Below are 16,119 nucleotides of genomic sequence, written 5' to 3' on the forward strand. Positions count from 1 at the left end.
GGAGATTATACAATGGTGCGAAAAAAAGAAATAGTGGCGATGTTATTAGCAGGCGGACAGGGAACAAGATTACAAGTATTAACAAAAGATATGGCAAAACCGGCGGTACCGTTTGGTGGAAAGTATCGAATTATAGATTTTCCATTATCTAATTGTGCAAACTCCGGTATTTCGACAGTAGGTGTGTTAACTCAATTTATGCCACTGGAGTTAAATTCATATATGGGGAATGGTCAACCATGGGATTTAGATAGAATGGATGGCGGTTTATCAATTTTACCGCCATATACAGCAGGTAAAACGGGAGAATGGTATAAAGGAACTGCAAATGCAATTTATCAAAATATAAATTATATTGAACAGTATAATCCGGATTATGTACTTATCTTGTCGGGAGATCATATTTATAAAATGAATTATAAAGAAATGCTTGATTTTCACAAACAAAAGGATGCGGACTTAACTATTGCGCATATTAATGTGTCAATAGAAGAGGCGAATCGTTTCGGTATTTTAAATACGGATGAAGAATTACGTGTAACAGAATTTTTGGAAAAACCGGAGCATCCGATTTCAACAAAGGCATCTATGGGGATTTATATTTTCAGTTGGAAAGAATTGCGTGAATATTTAATTCGTGATGAAGAAAATAAATATAGTGAAAAAGATTTTGGGAAAAATATTATACCAATGATGCTTAACGAAGGAAAGAAAATATATGCATTCCCATTTGCAGGATATTGGAAAGATGTAGGAACTATTGAAAGTTTGTGGGAAGCTAACATGGACTTAATTAAAAACAAAGAAAACTTTAATATTGATGATAAACTTTGGCGTATTTACTATCGTCACGCAGGGGTTATGCCACAGTATATCGGTAACACGGCACGGGTAAAAGAGTCTATGATTTCTGATGGAACATCTGTTTTGGGAAATGTTAACAGTTCAATTATTTCTTCAGGTGTTACAATAGAAGAAGGAGCAGAAGTAGTTGGCAGTATTATTATGGAAAATGCACATATTGAACAGGGAGCAAAAGTTTATAATTCTATTGCAGCAGAAGGTGCTGTTATTAAAGCATATGTAGAAGTAGGGCATAGAGATATTGTTTTAGGTCATGAGATGATTACCATTATAGGTAAAGATGAAATTGTATATGAAAATAGAAAGGCGGGGGAAATTTGATATGGTAAATGCCTTTTGTATATTGTTCGCAGATAGTTATAAAAAAAGCAATGATTTGCAAGGATTGGTAAGAGATAGAACACTTGCGTCGTTACCGGTTGCATCGAGATATAGAATGGTGGATTTTATGTTGTCGTCATTGGTTAAGGCGGAAGTGCCGAATATAGCAATCGTCAGTAATCAAAACTATAAATCATTAATGGATCATGTAGGTTGGGGGAAAGATTGGGATTTAAATCGTAAAAATCGTGGACTTAAGTTCATTACCCCTTTATCAAATCATTTATCAACACGTGTGGCACGCAATAAAATAGAAGCATTGAGTAATACAGTGGTATATGCAGATAGTTTATTGGAAGAATATTGTATTCTAGTGGATTCTAATATTATTGGTAATATTGACTTTAAAGAAATGTTAAAATATCATTTAGCTACTAATGCAGATATAACACTTGCGTATACTTATAGACAACCTAATATTGGTGAATCACAAATTATTTTTGATGAAAATAATCGCGTGTATGACAGCTTATATCATTTTAACGGTTCGAATGAAGTATGTGCAACGCAAGTTAAAATTTATAATATGACTAAAGAGTTATTTAAAGAGGTTGTAAAAAAGGGATTAACACTAGGTTGGGAAGATATACTGTTAGATTATGTAGCTAAAAACTTCCACCAGTTAAATGTTTATGCCTACGAAATAACAGGGTATAGTATGACTATTAATACGGTGAAATCATATTTTGAATTTAACAGAGATTTATTAAATCGTGATAAATTAAATGAAGTATTTTTATCAGGGACGGATATACTAACGCGGGTTCAAGATAGTGTACCTACACGTTACGGAGAACATTCTGTAGTAAGTAATTCATTGTTGGGAGATGGTTGTGTAATCAAAGGAACTGTTGAGAATAGTATTTTATTTAGAGACGTGGTAGTGGAAGAAGGAGCAATAGTAAAAAATTCAATTATTATGCAAAATGGAATAATTAATCGTAATGCATATGTTGATTATATTATTTCAGATAAATTAGTTGAAATATCAGAAGATATGAAACTAAAAGGTGCAGAAAACAATCCTATAATTATTGAAAAAGGAAAAAGAGTATAATATACGAGGTTAGAGCATCGCCGGGTTATATGAGGTTTTCGATTTTGGGGAGAAAATGAAGTATAATGAAGTTAATAAGACTATATGGTGATGTTTTAAACTTTTTGTATTGATTAATAACAACTAAGGAGATGTTATAATGAAAGTGTTATTTGTGGCAGCAGAGGCTGCACCTTTTGTTAAAGTTGGCGGACTAGGTGATGTAATAGGTTCGTTACCAAAAGCATTGCAAGATGAAGATGTTGAAGCAAGAGTAATTTTACCGTTATATACTTCAATTGATAGAGAAAAATTTAATTTACAATATAAAAAACATATTTTTATTAATTTAGGTTGGAGAAAAGCATACTGCGGTATTTTTGAAACGGAAATTGATGGTGTAAAATTTTATTTTATTGATAATGAACAATATTTTAATCGTTCGAGTATTTATGGACAAGATGATGATGGAGAGCGTTTTGCATTTTTCTCAAAAGCGGCATTGGAAATATTACCTCATATAGAATATAAACCGGATGTTCTTAATGCTAACGATTGGCATACAGCACTATCAGTTATATATTTAGATGATTTGAAATCACGTGGTGAAAATTTTTATAATAAAATAAAAAGTGTCATTTCAATTCATAACATAGAATTCCAAGGAATATTCAATCCATATGATATGGGAGATTTATTCGGTTTAGATAATAAATATTTTGATGCATTAATTAATAACGGTAATTTGAATTTATTAAAAGGTGCTATTCAATTGGCGGATTGTATTAATACGGTGAGTGAAACATATTCTCATGAAATTTTAGAACCGTATTTTTCTTATGGTTTAGACAGTATATTAAGGGTTGAACAAGGGAAACTACATGGTATTGTTAATGGTTTAGATATAGACAAATTTAATCCAAAAACAGATAAACAACTTTATAAGAATTACGATTTGGAAACTATTAAAAATAAAGTACAAAATAAATTAAAATTACAAGAAGAAATGGCGTTGGAGATAAATGAAAATATACCGATGATAGGTATGGTAACCCGCCTTACACATCAAAAGGGAATTGACTTATTATTGCATGTAGCTGATGAAATTTTAAAATGCGGAGCGCAGCTAATTATTCTCGGTATAGGTGATAGTCATTATGAGGATGCGTTACGTTCTTTAGAGTTTAGACGTCATGATAAAGTGCGCAGTTTAATCATGTTTTCCGGCGAAATGTCGGCAAAGATATATGGAGCATGCGACATGTTTCTTATGCCGTCAAAAACAGAACCATGTGGATTGTCACAAATGATTTCAATGCGTTACGGTACTGTTCCGATCGTTCATCGTGTAGGAGGATTGAAAGATACTGTTGAACCGTTTAACGGATCTCAAGGCACAGGATTTACTTTTGAAACATTTGATGCTTATGATATGTTGGATGCGATTTATAGAGCAACGTATTGCTATTATCAAGAACGTTATAACTGGAATAAAATAATAAAAAACGCCATGCAACAAGATGTTAGTTGGAAAAAATCAGCAGTAAAATATATAAATATGTATAAGTTGATAGTTTAATAATATTTAAAATGTAATAAGTATAGAAAAATATAATTTAGGAGAGATAGATGAGGGCAAAAAAATTTGAAATAAAAATAGAAAAATATTTAAAAAGACAATTTGGAATAACAATTGATGCAGCAAGTAAACGTCAAATATATGAGGCTGTTATGAGTACGGTACGGGAAGAATTATCGGAGAAAAAATTTGCATATGAACAAGAATTAAAGAAAACTAAACAAAAACGTGCATACTATATGTCAATGGAGTTTTTAGTAGGACGTACGTTACGTAATAATTTATTTAATTTAGGATTAGAACAAGAGGTTAAAGAATATTTAGCGAATAATAATTTTTCATTAGATGAAATTTATAATATTGAACCGGATCCGGGATTAGGTAACGGCGGACTTGGTAGACTTGCTTCATGTTATTTAGATGCTTTGACAAGTAATGATTATCCGGTAACGGGATTTTCTATTTTATATGAATATGGTATTTTTAAACAAGTTATTAATAATGGATGGCAAGAAGAATTTCCGGATTATTGGTTGGATCTTGGAAAATACGGTCTAGTATATCGTAATGACGAAGAAGTTGAAGTACGTTTTTATGGATATGTTGAGGAAAAATTAACCGAAAAAGGTTTTACCGTTGAACACAAGAATTACACGGCAATCCAAGCCGAACCATATGATTTATTAATATCCGGTTACAAAACAGATAGCGTTAATACTTTAAGACTATGGGAAGCAAAAGCAAAAACCGGGTTTAATATGAAATTGTTTGAAAAAGGTGAATACTCCAAATCATCAGAAGCAGAAGCAATCGCTTCTTCAATTTCTAAATTATTATATCCTGCCGATAGTACAAATGAGGGTAAAGAATTGCGTATTAAGCAACAATACTTTTTTATCAGTGCATCACTTCAGCAATTGATAAAGAATCATTATAATGAATTTGGTACTTTAGAAAATTTATCTGAGCACGTAGCGCTACATATTAATGATACCCATCCTGCAATGGGAGTACCGGAGTTAATGCGTCTTTTATTAGATGAATACGGATATTCGTGGGAAAAAGCGTGGGAAATTACAACAAAAACATTTGCTTATACTAATCATACTATTATGTCAGAAGCCTTAGAAAAATGGTCGGTAGATTTGTTCAAGCCATTATTACCGCGTATTTACTCAATTATTGAAGAAATTAATAAGCGTTTTTGTGCTTGGGTATTGGAACAAGGTAAAGGATATACTCTAGCTCAAACGGCTATTATTTATGATAATCAAATAAGAATGGCGAACCTATCTATAGTTGGTAGTCATAATGTGAATGGGGTATCTAAATTACATAGTGATATATTGGTAGAGTCGACATTTAAGGCATTTAATGAATTATATCCAACTAAATTTGGAAATGTAACGAACGGTATTGCTCATAGAAGATGGCTGGGTCAAGCAAATCCTGAATTAGCAATCTATTTGGAAAAACTTATTGGTAATGATTTTATTAAAGATTTATCAAAAATTAACAAATTAAATAACTATGTAAACGATAAAAAAGTTATTGAACAATTAATGAAAATTAAAAAAATTAAAAAAGAACAACTTGCTGAATACATTCAAAATACAACCGGCATAACAGTCAATCCAAATTCTATTTTTGATGTTCAGGTAAAACGTTTGCACGAATATAAACGTCAGCTATTAAATGCGTTACATATTGTTTATTTATACAAAGAAATTAAATATAACGGTTTAAGACCTGTACCAAGGACATTTATTTTTGCGGCGAAAGCATCATCAGGATACCAAATGGCAAAAAATATAATTAAATTTATTCATTCGATTTCTCAAATGATTGAATCTGATGAATTAGTCAGGGAGTATATTAAAGTAGTATTTTTGCCGGATTATAAAGTTATATTAGCAGAAAAAATTATTCCTGCCGCTGACATAAGCGAACAAATTTCTCAAGCCGGAAAAGAAGCGAGTGGAACGGGAAATATGAAACTTATGTTAAATGGAGCGATAACTCTTGGAACATTAGATGGAGCAAATGTCGAAATTTGTGAGGCTGTTGGTCATGATAATATTTTTATCTTTGGTTTAGAAACATCACAAGTTAATGACTTAAATCTACGTGGGTATAAGTCGTGGGAATACTACAGCAGTTCTCCACGTATTAAAGAAACGTTAGATTTTATTCGTACGATGACAGTTGGTGGAATGAATTTTAGCTTTATCGTAGATTATCTCTTAACACAAGATAATTTTATGTGTTTAGCAGATTTTGACAGTTATGTAGAAATGCAAGAAAAAGTTTCTAAAATTTATCAAGATAAAGAAAAATGGGGACGTATGAGTTTAATTAATACAGCCAATGCCGGTATTTTTTCAGCTGATAGAGCGGTTGAAGAATACGCAAAAAATATTTGGAATATAAAAAAAGTAAAATAACAAGCTTTATGTAGAATACAAGATATGAGAAAAAATAAGGATAAAATACTAAGCGGTCACAGATAACTGCTTAGTATTTTTATATATTAACCATTATAGTTTCAAAATACCGAAAAGAAAAATTATAAATATAATAAAAGTAGCCGAGCAAATAATTTATAAAGATTTTATAATTAAATCTTTATAAATTGAGTTTAAATTTTTTGAAAAATAGTTATTTAATATTTATTTGACACGAAAGTATTCTAGTGCTAGAATAATAATATGAAAATATCATTAACAGAACAAATAATACTGGGACTTTTAGCAGAACAACCACAGCATGGTTATCATATAGAAAATTTAATCACTGAAAGAGGTATGAGAAAATCGGCAGAAATCGGTTTTTCTTCTATCTATTATGTACTTGAACGTCTGGAGAAAAAGCAATTAGCAACCAGTCTTTCAACTAAGGGAAAGGAGAAAAAACAATATAAGATAACGGACTTGGGAATGGAAGTGCTAAAAGAAAAAACAAAAAATCAAATTTCAGAAAGAAAACCTGCTAATACACATCTTATGACAGGATTAGCTACAAGTCATTTAATTAATACATTAGAACTAATAACTGCTTTAGAAGACAGACAAGCTGTATTATTAACAGATTTAAAAATTCTACAAGAAAAAATGAAAAAAGGTAGCAATGTCCAAGCAGCAAGACAATTATTTAGCTTAAGTGAAGTATTATTGAAAGCAGAGTTAAGTTGGATAAAAAATGAATTGGAGAGATTAAGAAAATGAAAATAACAACGAAAGCGTTTATAGGGCAACACTGTGAAAGTACAGCAACAGGAACTTTATTAAATCAACTAGGAATTGAATTAAGCGAACCGTTACTATTCGGTTTAGGACAAGGATTGGGCTTTATTATATGGAATATGAAAAATATGGATTTTCCTTTTATAGGAGGGCGTATTAAAACAGATTTACTAACAAAAAATATAGCACAAAATTTGAATCTCAAATTAACCGTCAAAGAAACAACATCAAAAATAAAAGCATGGAAAGAGGTAAAACAACTACTTGATAGTGGGAAGGCTGTTGGTTTAAAATTAGATTGCTATCACTTGGAATATTTTAAAAATCCGCCCCATTTCGCAGGTCATTATGTTGCGATACTTGGATACGATGATAAAAATGCTTATTTAGTTGATACAGTTCAACAAGGTTCTGATGTGAAAACATCATTAGAAAGTTTAGCCATGGCACGAAGTGAAAAAGGACCTATGTCATCTAAAAATTTATATTATATCCTTGAAAAAGATAATGATATAATACCATTGAAAGAAGCAATTATAACCGCAATCCGTAATAATGCACATACTTATCTGAATCCACCTATTAAGAACTTAAATTATAAAGGTATTGAGAAAGCAAGTAAAGAAATTATAAAATGGTTTGATAGATCAACAAATAGAAAATTCGAGTTTTCAACTTCTGCAATGCTAATGGAGAGATCAGGAACCGGTGGAGCGTTATTTAGAAATATTTATCGTGATTTTTTGCACGAAGCATATCAAATAACAAATAATCAAGTTATTAAACATGCGTATAATGAATTTATCGACATTGCTAAAAAATGGGCAGAGGTAATTTCTCTATTTGAAAAAATAGGAGAAACAGATGAACGTATCTGCGTTTTACAAGCTGCTGATATATTAAAAATTATTTCAAAAAAAGAAAAAGAGACTATGGAGTTACTGAAAGATATTTAAGTCATTATTTTATTTATCATGATAATGATATGATGTAGAATAAAAGGAAATTTTTACAGTAGAATATAAAAATGTCAGTTGATAAAAAATTAAGAATATAAGGAGCGATTTAAAAGTTAAAAATTCTAGTATAATTTACTCATTAGTAGTTATACGTTATGGTAAATTGATTTAGAGATATATTTTAAAGAGTTTTTCTTAAATTTAATGAACTGTGTGGGAGCGATCATATAAAATTGATTTCTAACGAAATCACGATTTTAGGTCGTTCTCTATTTTTATTAATTTAACAAAGGACAAGTTAACGCATAGCCAAAAATCATACAATATGGTAAAATTAAACATAAGTGTATATGAAAATAATAATTTTTTGATTTTAAAAGTAATAATAATAAATTAGAAAATAATTTTTATAATCAATATTAAAGAATATGTTACTGGATAAAGAGGTAGTTATGACAAAAGAACGTGCGGATATCCTTTGCGTCAGTCAAGGATTATTTGATTCAAGAGAGAAAGCTAAACGAGCCATTATGGCAGGTATAGTATATAATGATAATATAAGAATAGATAAGGCGGGGGAGAAAGTAGATTTTACTGCTACACTTCGTATTAAAGGGAAACAAATGCCATATGTAAGTCGAGGCGGTCTTAAATTGGAAAAAGCAATTAGTGAATTAGGTTTTGATGTAAAAGATAAAGTTATGCTTGATATCGGTTCATCAACCGGCGGGTTTACCGATTGCGCTTTACAACATGGTGCAAAATTTGTTTATGCACTTGATGTAGGAACTAATCAGCTGGTTTGGAAACTTCGGAATAATGAACATGTTAAAGTTATGGAACAAACCAACTTTCGATATAGTGTAAAAGAAGATTTTAATATATATCCGATTGATATAGCATCTATTGATGTATCGTTTATTTCATTGTCATTAATTTTACCTAATCTTGCTGCTATAATTAATGATAACGGAATGGTGTGTGCATTAGTTAAACCACAATTTGAAGCCGGACGTGATAAAGTTGGTAAGGGTGGAATAGTGAGAGATAAGAAAATTCAAACAGAAGTAATTGAAAAAGTATTATTACTTGCTAACAGCGTCGGTTTTAGTATGATAAACTTAACATATTCTCCTATTACCGGTGGAGAAGGGAATATTGAATTTCTTATGATACTTAGTTATAATGCTAAAAAAGATATAAATAACGGTAGTATAAATATTGAGCATGTAGTAAATAATGCTCATAATCACTTCAAATAAAATAGGGGGAAGGTACGTGTTAATACAATTAAATATTAAACAGTTTGGTATTATTGAACAAGCGACGCTTGAATTAAAAAACGGATTGACTGTACTCAGCGGTGAAACCGGAGCGGGAAAATCTATGATACTCGCAGCTATATCCCAACTTTCAGGGCAAAGGACATCAACTTCTTATATAAGATACGGAGAAGATAAGGCAAGTGTAGAAGGGGTATTTGATTTTCCAAAAAGTAAAGAAGTAGCAAAAATATTTAAAGAGTTAGACCTCGGTGTAGAAGATGATGAAGTTATTATTATAAGACGTGATATATACAGTACAGGAAAAAGTATTTGTCGTATTAATGGTATTGTTGTAAATCTGGCAACATTGAAAAAAGTAACCGCTTATCTATTGGATATTCACGAACAGCACGATAATCAAGTATTATTAGTTGAAAAAAATCACTTAAATTTAATAGATACTTTTTCAAAAGAAACAATAATACCGATATTAGTAAAATATAAAGAAAAATATAGAGAGTATAAAGTAATACAAGAAAAAATTTCCAATTTGAAACGACAAGAGAGTGATGTTTTACAAAAGATAGATTTTTTAAAATATCAATATAATGAACTCGAATCGTTAAAATTAAAAAAAGATGAAGATTTTGAACTAGAAAAAGAGATTGATTACTTAGAAAATTTCGAAAAAGTTAATAGTTTGGCATATAGTATTTCTGAAGATATAGACGGTGAGCGTGGAATTTTGTCAAAATTAGGAAGAATTCGTTCCAACTTAGGAGAATTAAGTAGTTACAATGATAATTTTGATGAAAAATATGAAGAAATAACAAATTTATATTATATATTAGATGATTTAAGATATGAAATATCCAGTTATACAGATGACATAGAATACGATGAAGAAAAATTAAATAAACTTAATTTCAGATTAGATAAGATACGTATGTTGGAGCGAAAATATTCACGCAAATTAAATGAACTGATTATTTTAAAAGAAGAAATAGTAGAGGAATTAGAAGAATTAGAAAACTATGAAGAAAATGTAGAAAATTATTTAAAAAGAAGTGCGGTAATAGAAACAGATATAAAGAAATTAGCTAAAAAACTTACAGAAGCACGAAAAAAAACAGCAATTCATCTTGAAAGCTTAATACAAGAAGAACTTAAGTTTTTATATATGGAAAAAAGTATAATAAAAGTTGATTTCAAAGAAAAAGATTTTGCACAAGATGGTTGTGATGATGTACGAATACTTATCAGTGCTAACTTAGGAGAACCGCTTAAATCATTGTCAAAAGTTGCTTCCGGTGGAGAACTTTCGCGTGTTATGTTAGCATTGAAGATTATTTTTTCACGCAGTATTGAGGCAACGTCAATTATTTTTGACGAAATTGATACCGGAGTTAGTGGACGTGTTTCGCAACGTATGGCAGAAAAAATGTATCAGTTAGGTGTTAATTCGCAAGTATTGTGTATTTCACATTTACCACAAACAACGGCATTAGCTGATACAAATTTGCTGATTAGAAAAGTGATATTTGATAAAAGAACATTAACAAAAATAAAAGAGTTGAATGACCAAGAAAAAATAATGGAAGTAGCCAGAATGTTATCAGGAGATAATTTAACAAAATTATCAGAAGAACATGCGGTGGAAATGTTAGAATTAGCTAAGAAAACACAAAAAAATATAATAAATAATATTGTTAAAAACAATAAAGATATGTAATATAAAAAGTGTAAAGGATGATTATGACAAAAAAAGGCAAAATTTTAAAAGCATTAAGTGGATTTTATTACGTACAGGTTGGAGAAAAGATGATTACTTGTCGAGCACGAGGAAATTTTCGTAATGATGGAATTGTACCGTTGGTTGGTGATAATGTAATTATTCAGATGACTGATAATAATACAGGGTATGTGGTAAAAATACTGGGTAGAAAAAATGAATTGTTGAGACCGAAAGTAGTAAATATTGATCACAATTTGGTTATTATATCAGCAAAAGATCCTGATTTTTCCAGCAAGTTACTTAATAAGATTATTTGTTTAAATGAAAACAGTAATGTTGATATTATCTTAATTTTTACCAAATTAGATTTATTAAATAAAACTGAACATGAGTATATATGTAAAGTAATGAAGTATTATAAAAGTATAGGATATAAAGTATATACTAACGATGAAGGAGATATAAGTAAAATAAAATCACAATTAGCCGGAGAGTACATAGCTATTTCAGGGCAATCCGGTGCAGGAAAGTCAACCTTTATTAACAAATTATCAGGTAGTCTAAATATAGAAACAGCAGAAATTTCCAAACATTTAGGACGTGGTCGCCATACGACAAGGCATATAGAATTTTATAAACTTGATGATTTTTATATAGCGGATACCCCGGGATTTTCTTCGATAGATATAACATTTATAGAAAAAGAAGATATTCAATATTTATTTAGAGAGTTTAGTAATTATTCATGTAAATTTCAACCATGTAATCACGTGGAAGAAATTAATTGCGGTGTAAAGGAAGCTGTCAAAATGGGAGAAGTATTACAGAGTCGTTATGAAGATTATAAAATGTTTTTCAAAGAAAAAGAAACACAGAAAAAAAAATATTAAATTTTTTTGTTAAATATTACAGAGAAATTAGTAATTTTATTATATAAAATTCTAACTTTAAAATGTCAAAATAATATATTAAATAATTTAAAGGAGTTTGAAAATGAAAAAAATACTACCATCAATTTTATCAGCAGATTTTGCAAATTTAGAAAGAGATATAAAAGAATTGGAACAAGTCGGAATTGATATGCTACATATTGATGTAATGGACGGTAATTTTGTACCTAATATTTCATTTGGTTTCCCAATTATAGAATCAATAAGAACAAAAACAAAAGCACTTTTTGATTGCCACTTAATGATAGCTAATCCGGAAAATTACGTGAAGCGTTTTTGTAAGATTGGCTGTGATATGGTATCGTTTCATATTGAAGCTACTAATCATGCAGATAGAGTAATTCAAGTTATTAAGAATTCGGGGAAAAAAGCAGGAATAGTTCTTAATCCACAGACTTCTGTCGAAAGTATAAAGTATTTATTGCCTAAGGTAGATTATGTACTAATAATGACAGTAAATCCGGGATTCGGCGGTCAAAAATTTATAAATGAAATGCTTGATAAAATAGTGGAATTAAATAATATCAGAATAAACAAAAATTATAATTATTTAATTCAAGTAGATGGTGGAATAAACATTGAAACATCAAAATTATGTCGTGAACGTGGAGCCGATTTGTTAGTATGTGGTTCATTTTTGTTTGCGGCAGAGAATAAAAAACAAACCTTGGGAGAATTACTAAAATAATGGAACAAATAAAACAGATAAATATAATGCTTGATGGAGAAAAGCCGAACTCAATACCTTCGGGTCATTGGTGTGGTGTTGATGGTGGAGCAAAATATTTAGTGAATAGGGGAATTAAGCTATTAATCGGTTGTGGCGATTTTGATTCTGTTAATGATAATGAGCGACTTAGAATAGAAAATAATTCTAAATATTATTATAAGAAAAATAATGAAATAGAAACGGATGCAGATTTTGCATTAAGAAAAATACATAGTATATGTAAAAATATAAGAATCATAAATATTTATGGTGCAACCGGAAAAAGATTGGATCATTTTTTTGGAAATATACTATTACTTAATAGTGAAAAATACTCTAAAACGATAATGAATATTGTTGATGATAATAACATTATTATGGTGGCAAAAGCAGGTAAGAATATATTTTTACCTAAAAAAGAATACAAATATTTGTCAATAGTCCCCTTATATGAACATACTATTATGACAATAAAAAACGCCAAATACGAAGCGGAGAATTTAGAGTTGACTTTGACCAGACCTAATGCAACCAGTAATGAATTTTTTGATAATAAAAAAATAGAATTAGATGTTGATAAAAATTGTTTGGTAATCTATGCAAAAGATTAGTTAGGAGATATTATGACAGAAATAATTCAATTTATTTTAATTGCTGTTTTTTCCGGATTTTTAGGATCATTAGTCGGTCTTGGGGGGGAATTATTATTACTCCGGCATTAACTATTATATTCGGTATTGATATTAAATATGCCATAGGAGCGAGTATAGTAGCGGTAATAGCCACAAGCAGCGGGTCTGCAATAGCCTTTGTAAAAGATCATATGAGTAATATGCGTGTAGGAATGCTTCTTGAAATATTTACAACTGCGGGTGGAGTTGTTGGAGCTTTGATGGCAGGAGTTTTTTCATCAAAACTACTATATATATTCTTTTCACTTATATTATTAAACTCATTTTATGGAATGTTGAAAAAAGCAGGTATTATTACTAAAAAAAGAGTAGAAGAAATTGTTGAGAATGATAAGTATGCAGATACTTTTAAATTAAACTCATCTTATTATGATAAGGCAATAAAAAGAACGGTAAATTATAACGTAACAAATGTACCTCATGGTTCACTGATTATGTTTGGTGCGGGATTTGCCAGCGGTTTATTAGGTATTGGAAGTGGTGCTTTTAAAGTAATTGCCTTGGATAATTATATGAAATTACCTATTAAAGTAAGTACAGCAACCAGTAATTTTATGATGGGGGTGACCGCAACAGCTAGTGCATTAATTTATTTTTTCAATGGAACAATTAATCCGACAATAGCAGCACCGATAGCTATTGGAACTTTGATTGGTTCAAGAACAGGGGCGAAAGTAATGCAACGTTTAGAAGCAAAATATATACGATATATATTTTTACCGATATTATTATTTACTGTAGTCAATATGTTCTTAAAAGGACTGGGGGTGCTGTAGATGAATAATAAAAAGGATATTAATGTTATTATTTCAAATATATTAAAATTAGGCGTCTATACCAGTTCTTTATTTATCGTTGTAGGTATTATTCTGGCTTTTACTACTCATAGTGACGGTAGATTAGTTATAGAACATTATACGTTTATAAAAATGTTAAAAGGTTTGCCGAAATTTGATTATTATTCATATTTAATGTGCGGTATTTTTGTTCTAATATTAACTCCGGTTTTAAGAATATTAGGATTATTAGTAATTTATTATACGGAAAAGGAATATAAATTTGTAAAAGTTTGTATTATAGTATTAATTATTTTGTGTATTAGTTTAATGCTAGGTGTTAAACATAACTAAATAAAACCCTTATTGATAGCTATTATCATTATTAATTAAAACTAAATTTGTCTAAATTGTGAACATAAAATGTTAAAATGTTGATATTATACAATATTTTAACATTTTTATTTTGACATCATAAAAATATGTTATACAATAGTATTGTAATATTTACTTTAAATATAATTTAAAACAATAAAGGAGGTATTTTTATGTTGGATCCACTATTACTTGCAAGGATACAATTCGCTGCAACAACAGTGTTCCACTTTTTCTTCGTACCAATTACAATAGGTATGGTATTCTTAATCGCGATATTTGAAAGTATTTATGTTAAAACTGGTGATGAACATTATAAAAGAATCACAAAGTTTTTCGGGCATCTGTTTCTAATTAACTTCGCGGTAGGGGTCGTAACAGGTATTTTACAAGAGTTTCAATTCGGAATGAACTGGTCTGAATACTCATCTTTTGTTGGAGATGTATTTGGTCCGTCATTGGCGATCGAAGCATTGCTTGCGTTTTATCTTGAATCAACATTTATAGGTATTTGGATTTTTTCTTGGGATAAAATTAATAAAAAATTACATGCTATGTGTATTTGGTTGGTTAGTATCGGAACGATTATGTCAGCGTTTTGGATTTTATCAGCTAACTCATTTATGCAACATCCTGTCGGTGTTAAATATGTAGATAACGAAATTATTGGTAAAAAAGCAGAGATGATAGACTTCTTTGCGATTGTTAAAAATCCATATCTATGGAATCAATTCCCTCATATTCTTGCTACATCACTAACTGTAGGAGGATTTGTTATAGCAGGAATTGCAGCATGGAAAATTGTTAGAGGTCATGAAGTTTCAATCTTCAGAAAAGCATTTAAGGTTTCTATTGTAGGTGCTTTAATAGGATCGTCAGCATTACTTGTAACCGGTCACTCTCAAGCACAATATTTAGTAAGAGAATATCCGATGAAAATAGCAGCTGCTGAAGCGATGTATGAAGATTCGGGAAATGTTGCGGCGTTTTCTGTTTTAGCAAAAATTGACCAAAAACAACAAAAAACAGAAGAAATAATTGAAATTCCTGGAATGTTAAGTTTCTTGGCATACAATAAATTTGAAGGTAGTTTAAAAGGAATGCACACTCTTCAAAAAGAAATGGATGAAAAATATTATCCGATTATTGGAAAACATTTAAATTATATTCCTAATGTGCATGTGATGTATTATACATTCAGAATTATGGGCGCTTCAGGTGGATTATTATTCTTAATGGCATTATTGGGAACAATATTCTCATTTAGAAAAAATGAAATTAAAAAACGTTGGTTTTTAAAAATTATGCCATGGATGCTGCTGATAGCTGAGATAGCAACTGCTTGTGGTTGGATTATGGCAGAAATGGGGCGTCAACCGTTTATAATCTTTGGAGTAATGCCTACAGAATCAGGGGTATCTTCTAACTCCGGAGCAGCAGTGCTATTTTCATTAGCGGTCTTCTGTATTTTATATACAGTATTAGGTATAGCACAATATGTATTATTTAGACATATGATGAAGAAAAAAGAAACAACTGTAAGGGAGGTAGCATAG

General features: G+C 30.1%; 13 protein-coding genes and 1 pseudogene. All 14 read left to right on the forward strand.

Annotated elements, in window-relative coordinates:
• Positions 1–12: 12 nt before the first annotated feature.
• The 14 genes and pseudogenes from AXE85_RS04265 (at position 13) to AXE85_RS04330 (ending at position 16,119) form a co-directional block, all read left to right on the forward strand.
• Complete coding sequence (locus AXE85_RS04265; protein WP_062173339.1) at positions 13–1,185, forward strand: glucose-1-phosphate adenylyltransferase; 1,173 nt, start codon at positions 13–15, stop codon at positions 1,183–1,185.
• 1 nt (position 1,186) lies between these two features.
• Positions 1,187–2,302, forward strand: a complete 1,116-nt coding sequence (glgD, locus tag AXE85_RS04270) for a glucose-1-phosphate adenylyltransferase subunit GlgD (protein WP_062173341.1) — start codon at positions 1,187–1,189, stop codon at positions 2,300–2,302.
• 139 nt (positions 2,303–2,441) lie between these two features.
• A complete protein-coding gene (gene glgA, locus AXE85_RS04275; protein ID WP_062173343.1) occupies positions 2,442–3,860 on the forward strand; it encodes a glycogen synthase GlgA in 1,419 nt (472 codons plus the stop codon).
• A gap of 50 nt (positions 3,861–3,910) precedes the next feature.
• A complete protein-coding gene (locus AXE85_RS04280; RefSeq protein ID WP_062173345.1) occupies positions 3,911–6,304 on the forward strand; it encodes a glycogen/starch/alpha-glucan phosphorylase in 2,394 nt (797 codons plus the stop codon).
• Positions 6,305–6,568: 264 nt separating this feature from the next.
• The gene (locus tag AXE85_RS04285) at positions 6,569–7,084 is read left to right on the forward strand and encodes a PadR family transcriptional regulator (protein ID WP_062173347.1); all 516 of its coding nucleotides are present in this window, start codon (positions 6,569–6,571) and stop codon (positions 7,082–7,084) included.
• Entirely contained in the window at positions 7,081–8,058 is a 978-nt protein-coding gene (locus tag AXE85_RS04290; protein WP_062173349.1) for a BtrH N-terminal domain-containing protein, read from the forward strand. The genes AXE85_RS04285 and AXE85_RS04290 overlap by 4 nt, the downstream gene beginning before the upstream one ends.
• A gap of 455 nt (positions 8,059–8,513) precedes the next feature.
• A complete protein-coding gene (locus AXE85_RS04295) occupies positions 8,514–9,323 on the forward strand; it encodes a TlyA family RNA methyltransferase (RefSeq protein ID WP_062173351.1) in 810 nt (269 codons plus the stop codon).
• Between the two features lie 16 nt (positions 9,324–9,339).
• Positions 9,340–11,058: a DNA repair protein RecN gene (gene recN, locus AXE85_RS04300; protein WP_062173353.1), complete on the forward strand. Its 1,719-nt coding sequence runs from the start codon at positions 9,340–9,342 to the stop codon at positions 11,056–11,058.
• Between the two features lie 23 nt (positions 11,059–11,081).
• Positions 11,082–11,951 (forward strand): ribosome small subunit-dependent GTPase A, encoded by an 870-nt coding sequence (gene rsgA, locus AXE85_RS04305; protein WP_062173355.1) that lies wholly within the window; start codon positions 11,082–11,084, stop codon positions 11,949–11,951.
• Positions 11,952–12,054: 103 nt separating this feature from the next.
• A complete protein-coding gene (rpe, locus tag AXE85_RS04310) occupies positions 12,055–12,699 on the forward strand; it encodes a ribulose-phosphate 3-epimerase (RefSeq protein ID WP_062173357.1) in 645 nt (214 codons plus the stop codon).
• The gene (locus AXE85_RS04315; protein ID WP_062173359.1) at positions 12,699–13,331 is read left to right on the forward strand and encodes a thiamine diphosphokinase; all 633 of its coding nucleotides are present in this window, start codon (positions 12,699–12,701) and stop codon (positions 13,329–13,331) included. The genes rpe and AXE85_RS04315 overlap by 1 nt, the downstream gene beginning before the upstream one ends.
• A gap of 12 nt (positions 13,332–13,343) precedes the next feature.
• A pseudogene (locus AXE85_RS04320) lies at positions 13,344–14,188 on the forward strand (sulfite exporter TauE/SafE family protein).
• Positions 14,189–14,542, forward strand: coding sequence for a DUF1634 domain-containing protein (locus AXE85_RS04325; protein ID WP_062173361.1), 354 nt, complete (start codon positions 14,189–14,191; stop codon positions 14,540–14,542). It begins immediately after the preceding pseudogene.
• 194 nt (positions 14,543–14,736) lie between these two features.
• Positions 14,737–16,119, forward strand: a complete 1,383-nt coding sequence (locus tag AXE85_RS04330) for a cytochrome ubiquinol oxidase subunit I (RefSeq protein WP_062173362.1) — start codon at positions 14,737–14,739, stop codon at positions 16,117–16,119.

Origin of the sequence: Gemella sp. oral taxon 928 (genome assembly GCF_001553915.1) — a bacterium.
Lineage (GTDB): Bacteria > Bacillota > Bacilli > Staphylococcales > Gemellaceae > Gemella > Gemella massiliensis.

Coding starts and splice junctions, on each gene's coding strand:
- AXE85_RS04325 (WP_062173361.1), top strand. CDS start 14,189: ATGAATAATAAAAAGGATATTAATGTTATTATTTCAAATATATTAAAA.
- AXE85_RS04315 (WP_062173359.1), top strand. CDS start 12,699: ATGGAACAAATAAAACAGATAAATATAATGCTTGATGGAGAAAAGCCG.
- AXE85_RS04330 (WP_062173362.1), top strand. CDS start 14,737: ATGTTGGATCCACTATTACTTGCAAGGATACAATTCGCTGCAACAACA.
- rsgA (WP_062173355.1), top strand. CDS start 11,082: ATGACAAAAAAAGGCAAAATTTTAAAAGCATTAAGTGGATTTTATTAC.
- AXE85_RS04285 (WP_062173347.1), top strand. CDS start 6,569: ATGAAAATATCATTAACAGAACAAATAATACTGGGACTTTTAGCAGAA.
- AXE85_RS04295 (WP_062173351.1), top strand. CDS start 8,514: ATGACAAAAGAACGTGCGGATATCCTTTGCGTCAGTCAAGGATTATTT.
- glgD (WP_062173341.1), top strand. CDS start 1,187: ATGGTAAATGCCTTTTGTATATTGTTCGCAGATAGTTATAAAAAAAGC.
- AXE85_RS04290 (WP_062173349.1), top strand. CDS start 7,081: ATGAAAATAACAACGAAAGCGTTTATAGGGCAACACTGTGAAAGTACA.
- AXE85_RS04265 (WP_062173339.1), top strand. CDS start 13: ATGGTGCGAAAAAAAGAAATAGTGGCGATGTTATTAGCAGGCGGACAG.
- rpe (WP_062173357.1), top strand. CDS start 12,055: ATGAAAAAAATACTACCATCAATTTTATCAGCAGATTTTGCAAATTTA.
- AXE85_RS04280 (WP_062173345.1), top strand. CDS start 3,911: ATGAGGGCAAAAAAATTTGAAATAAAAATAGAAAAATATTTAAAAAGA.
- glgA (WP_062173343.1), top strand. CDS start 2,442: ATGAAAGTGTTATTTGTGGCAGCAGAGGCTGCACCTTTTGTTAAAGTT.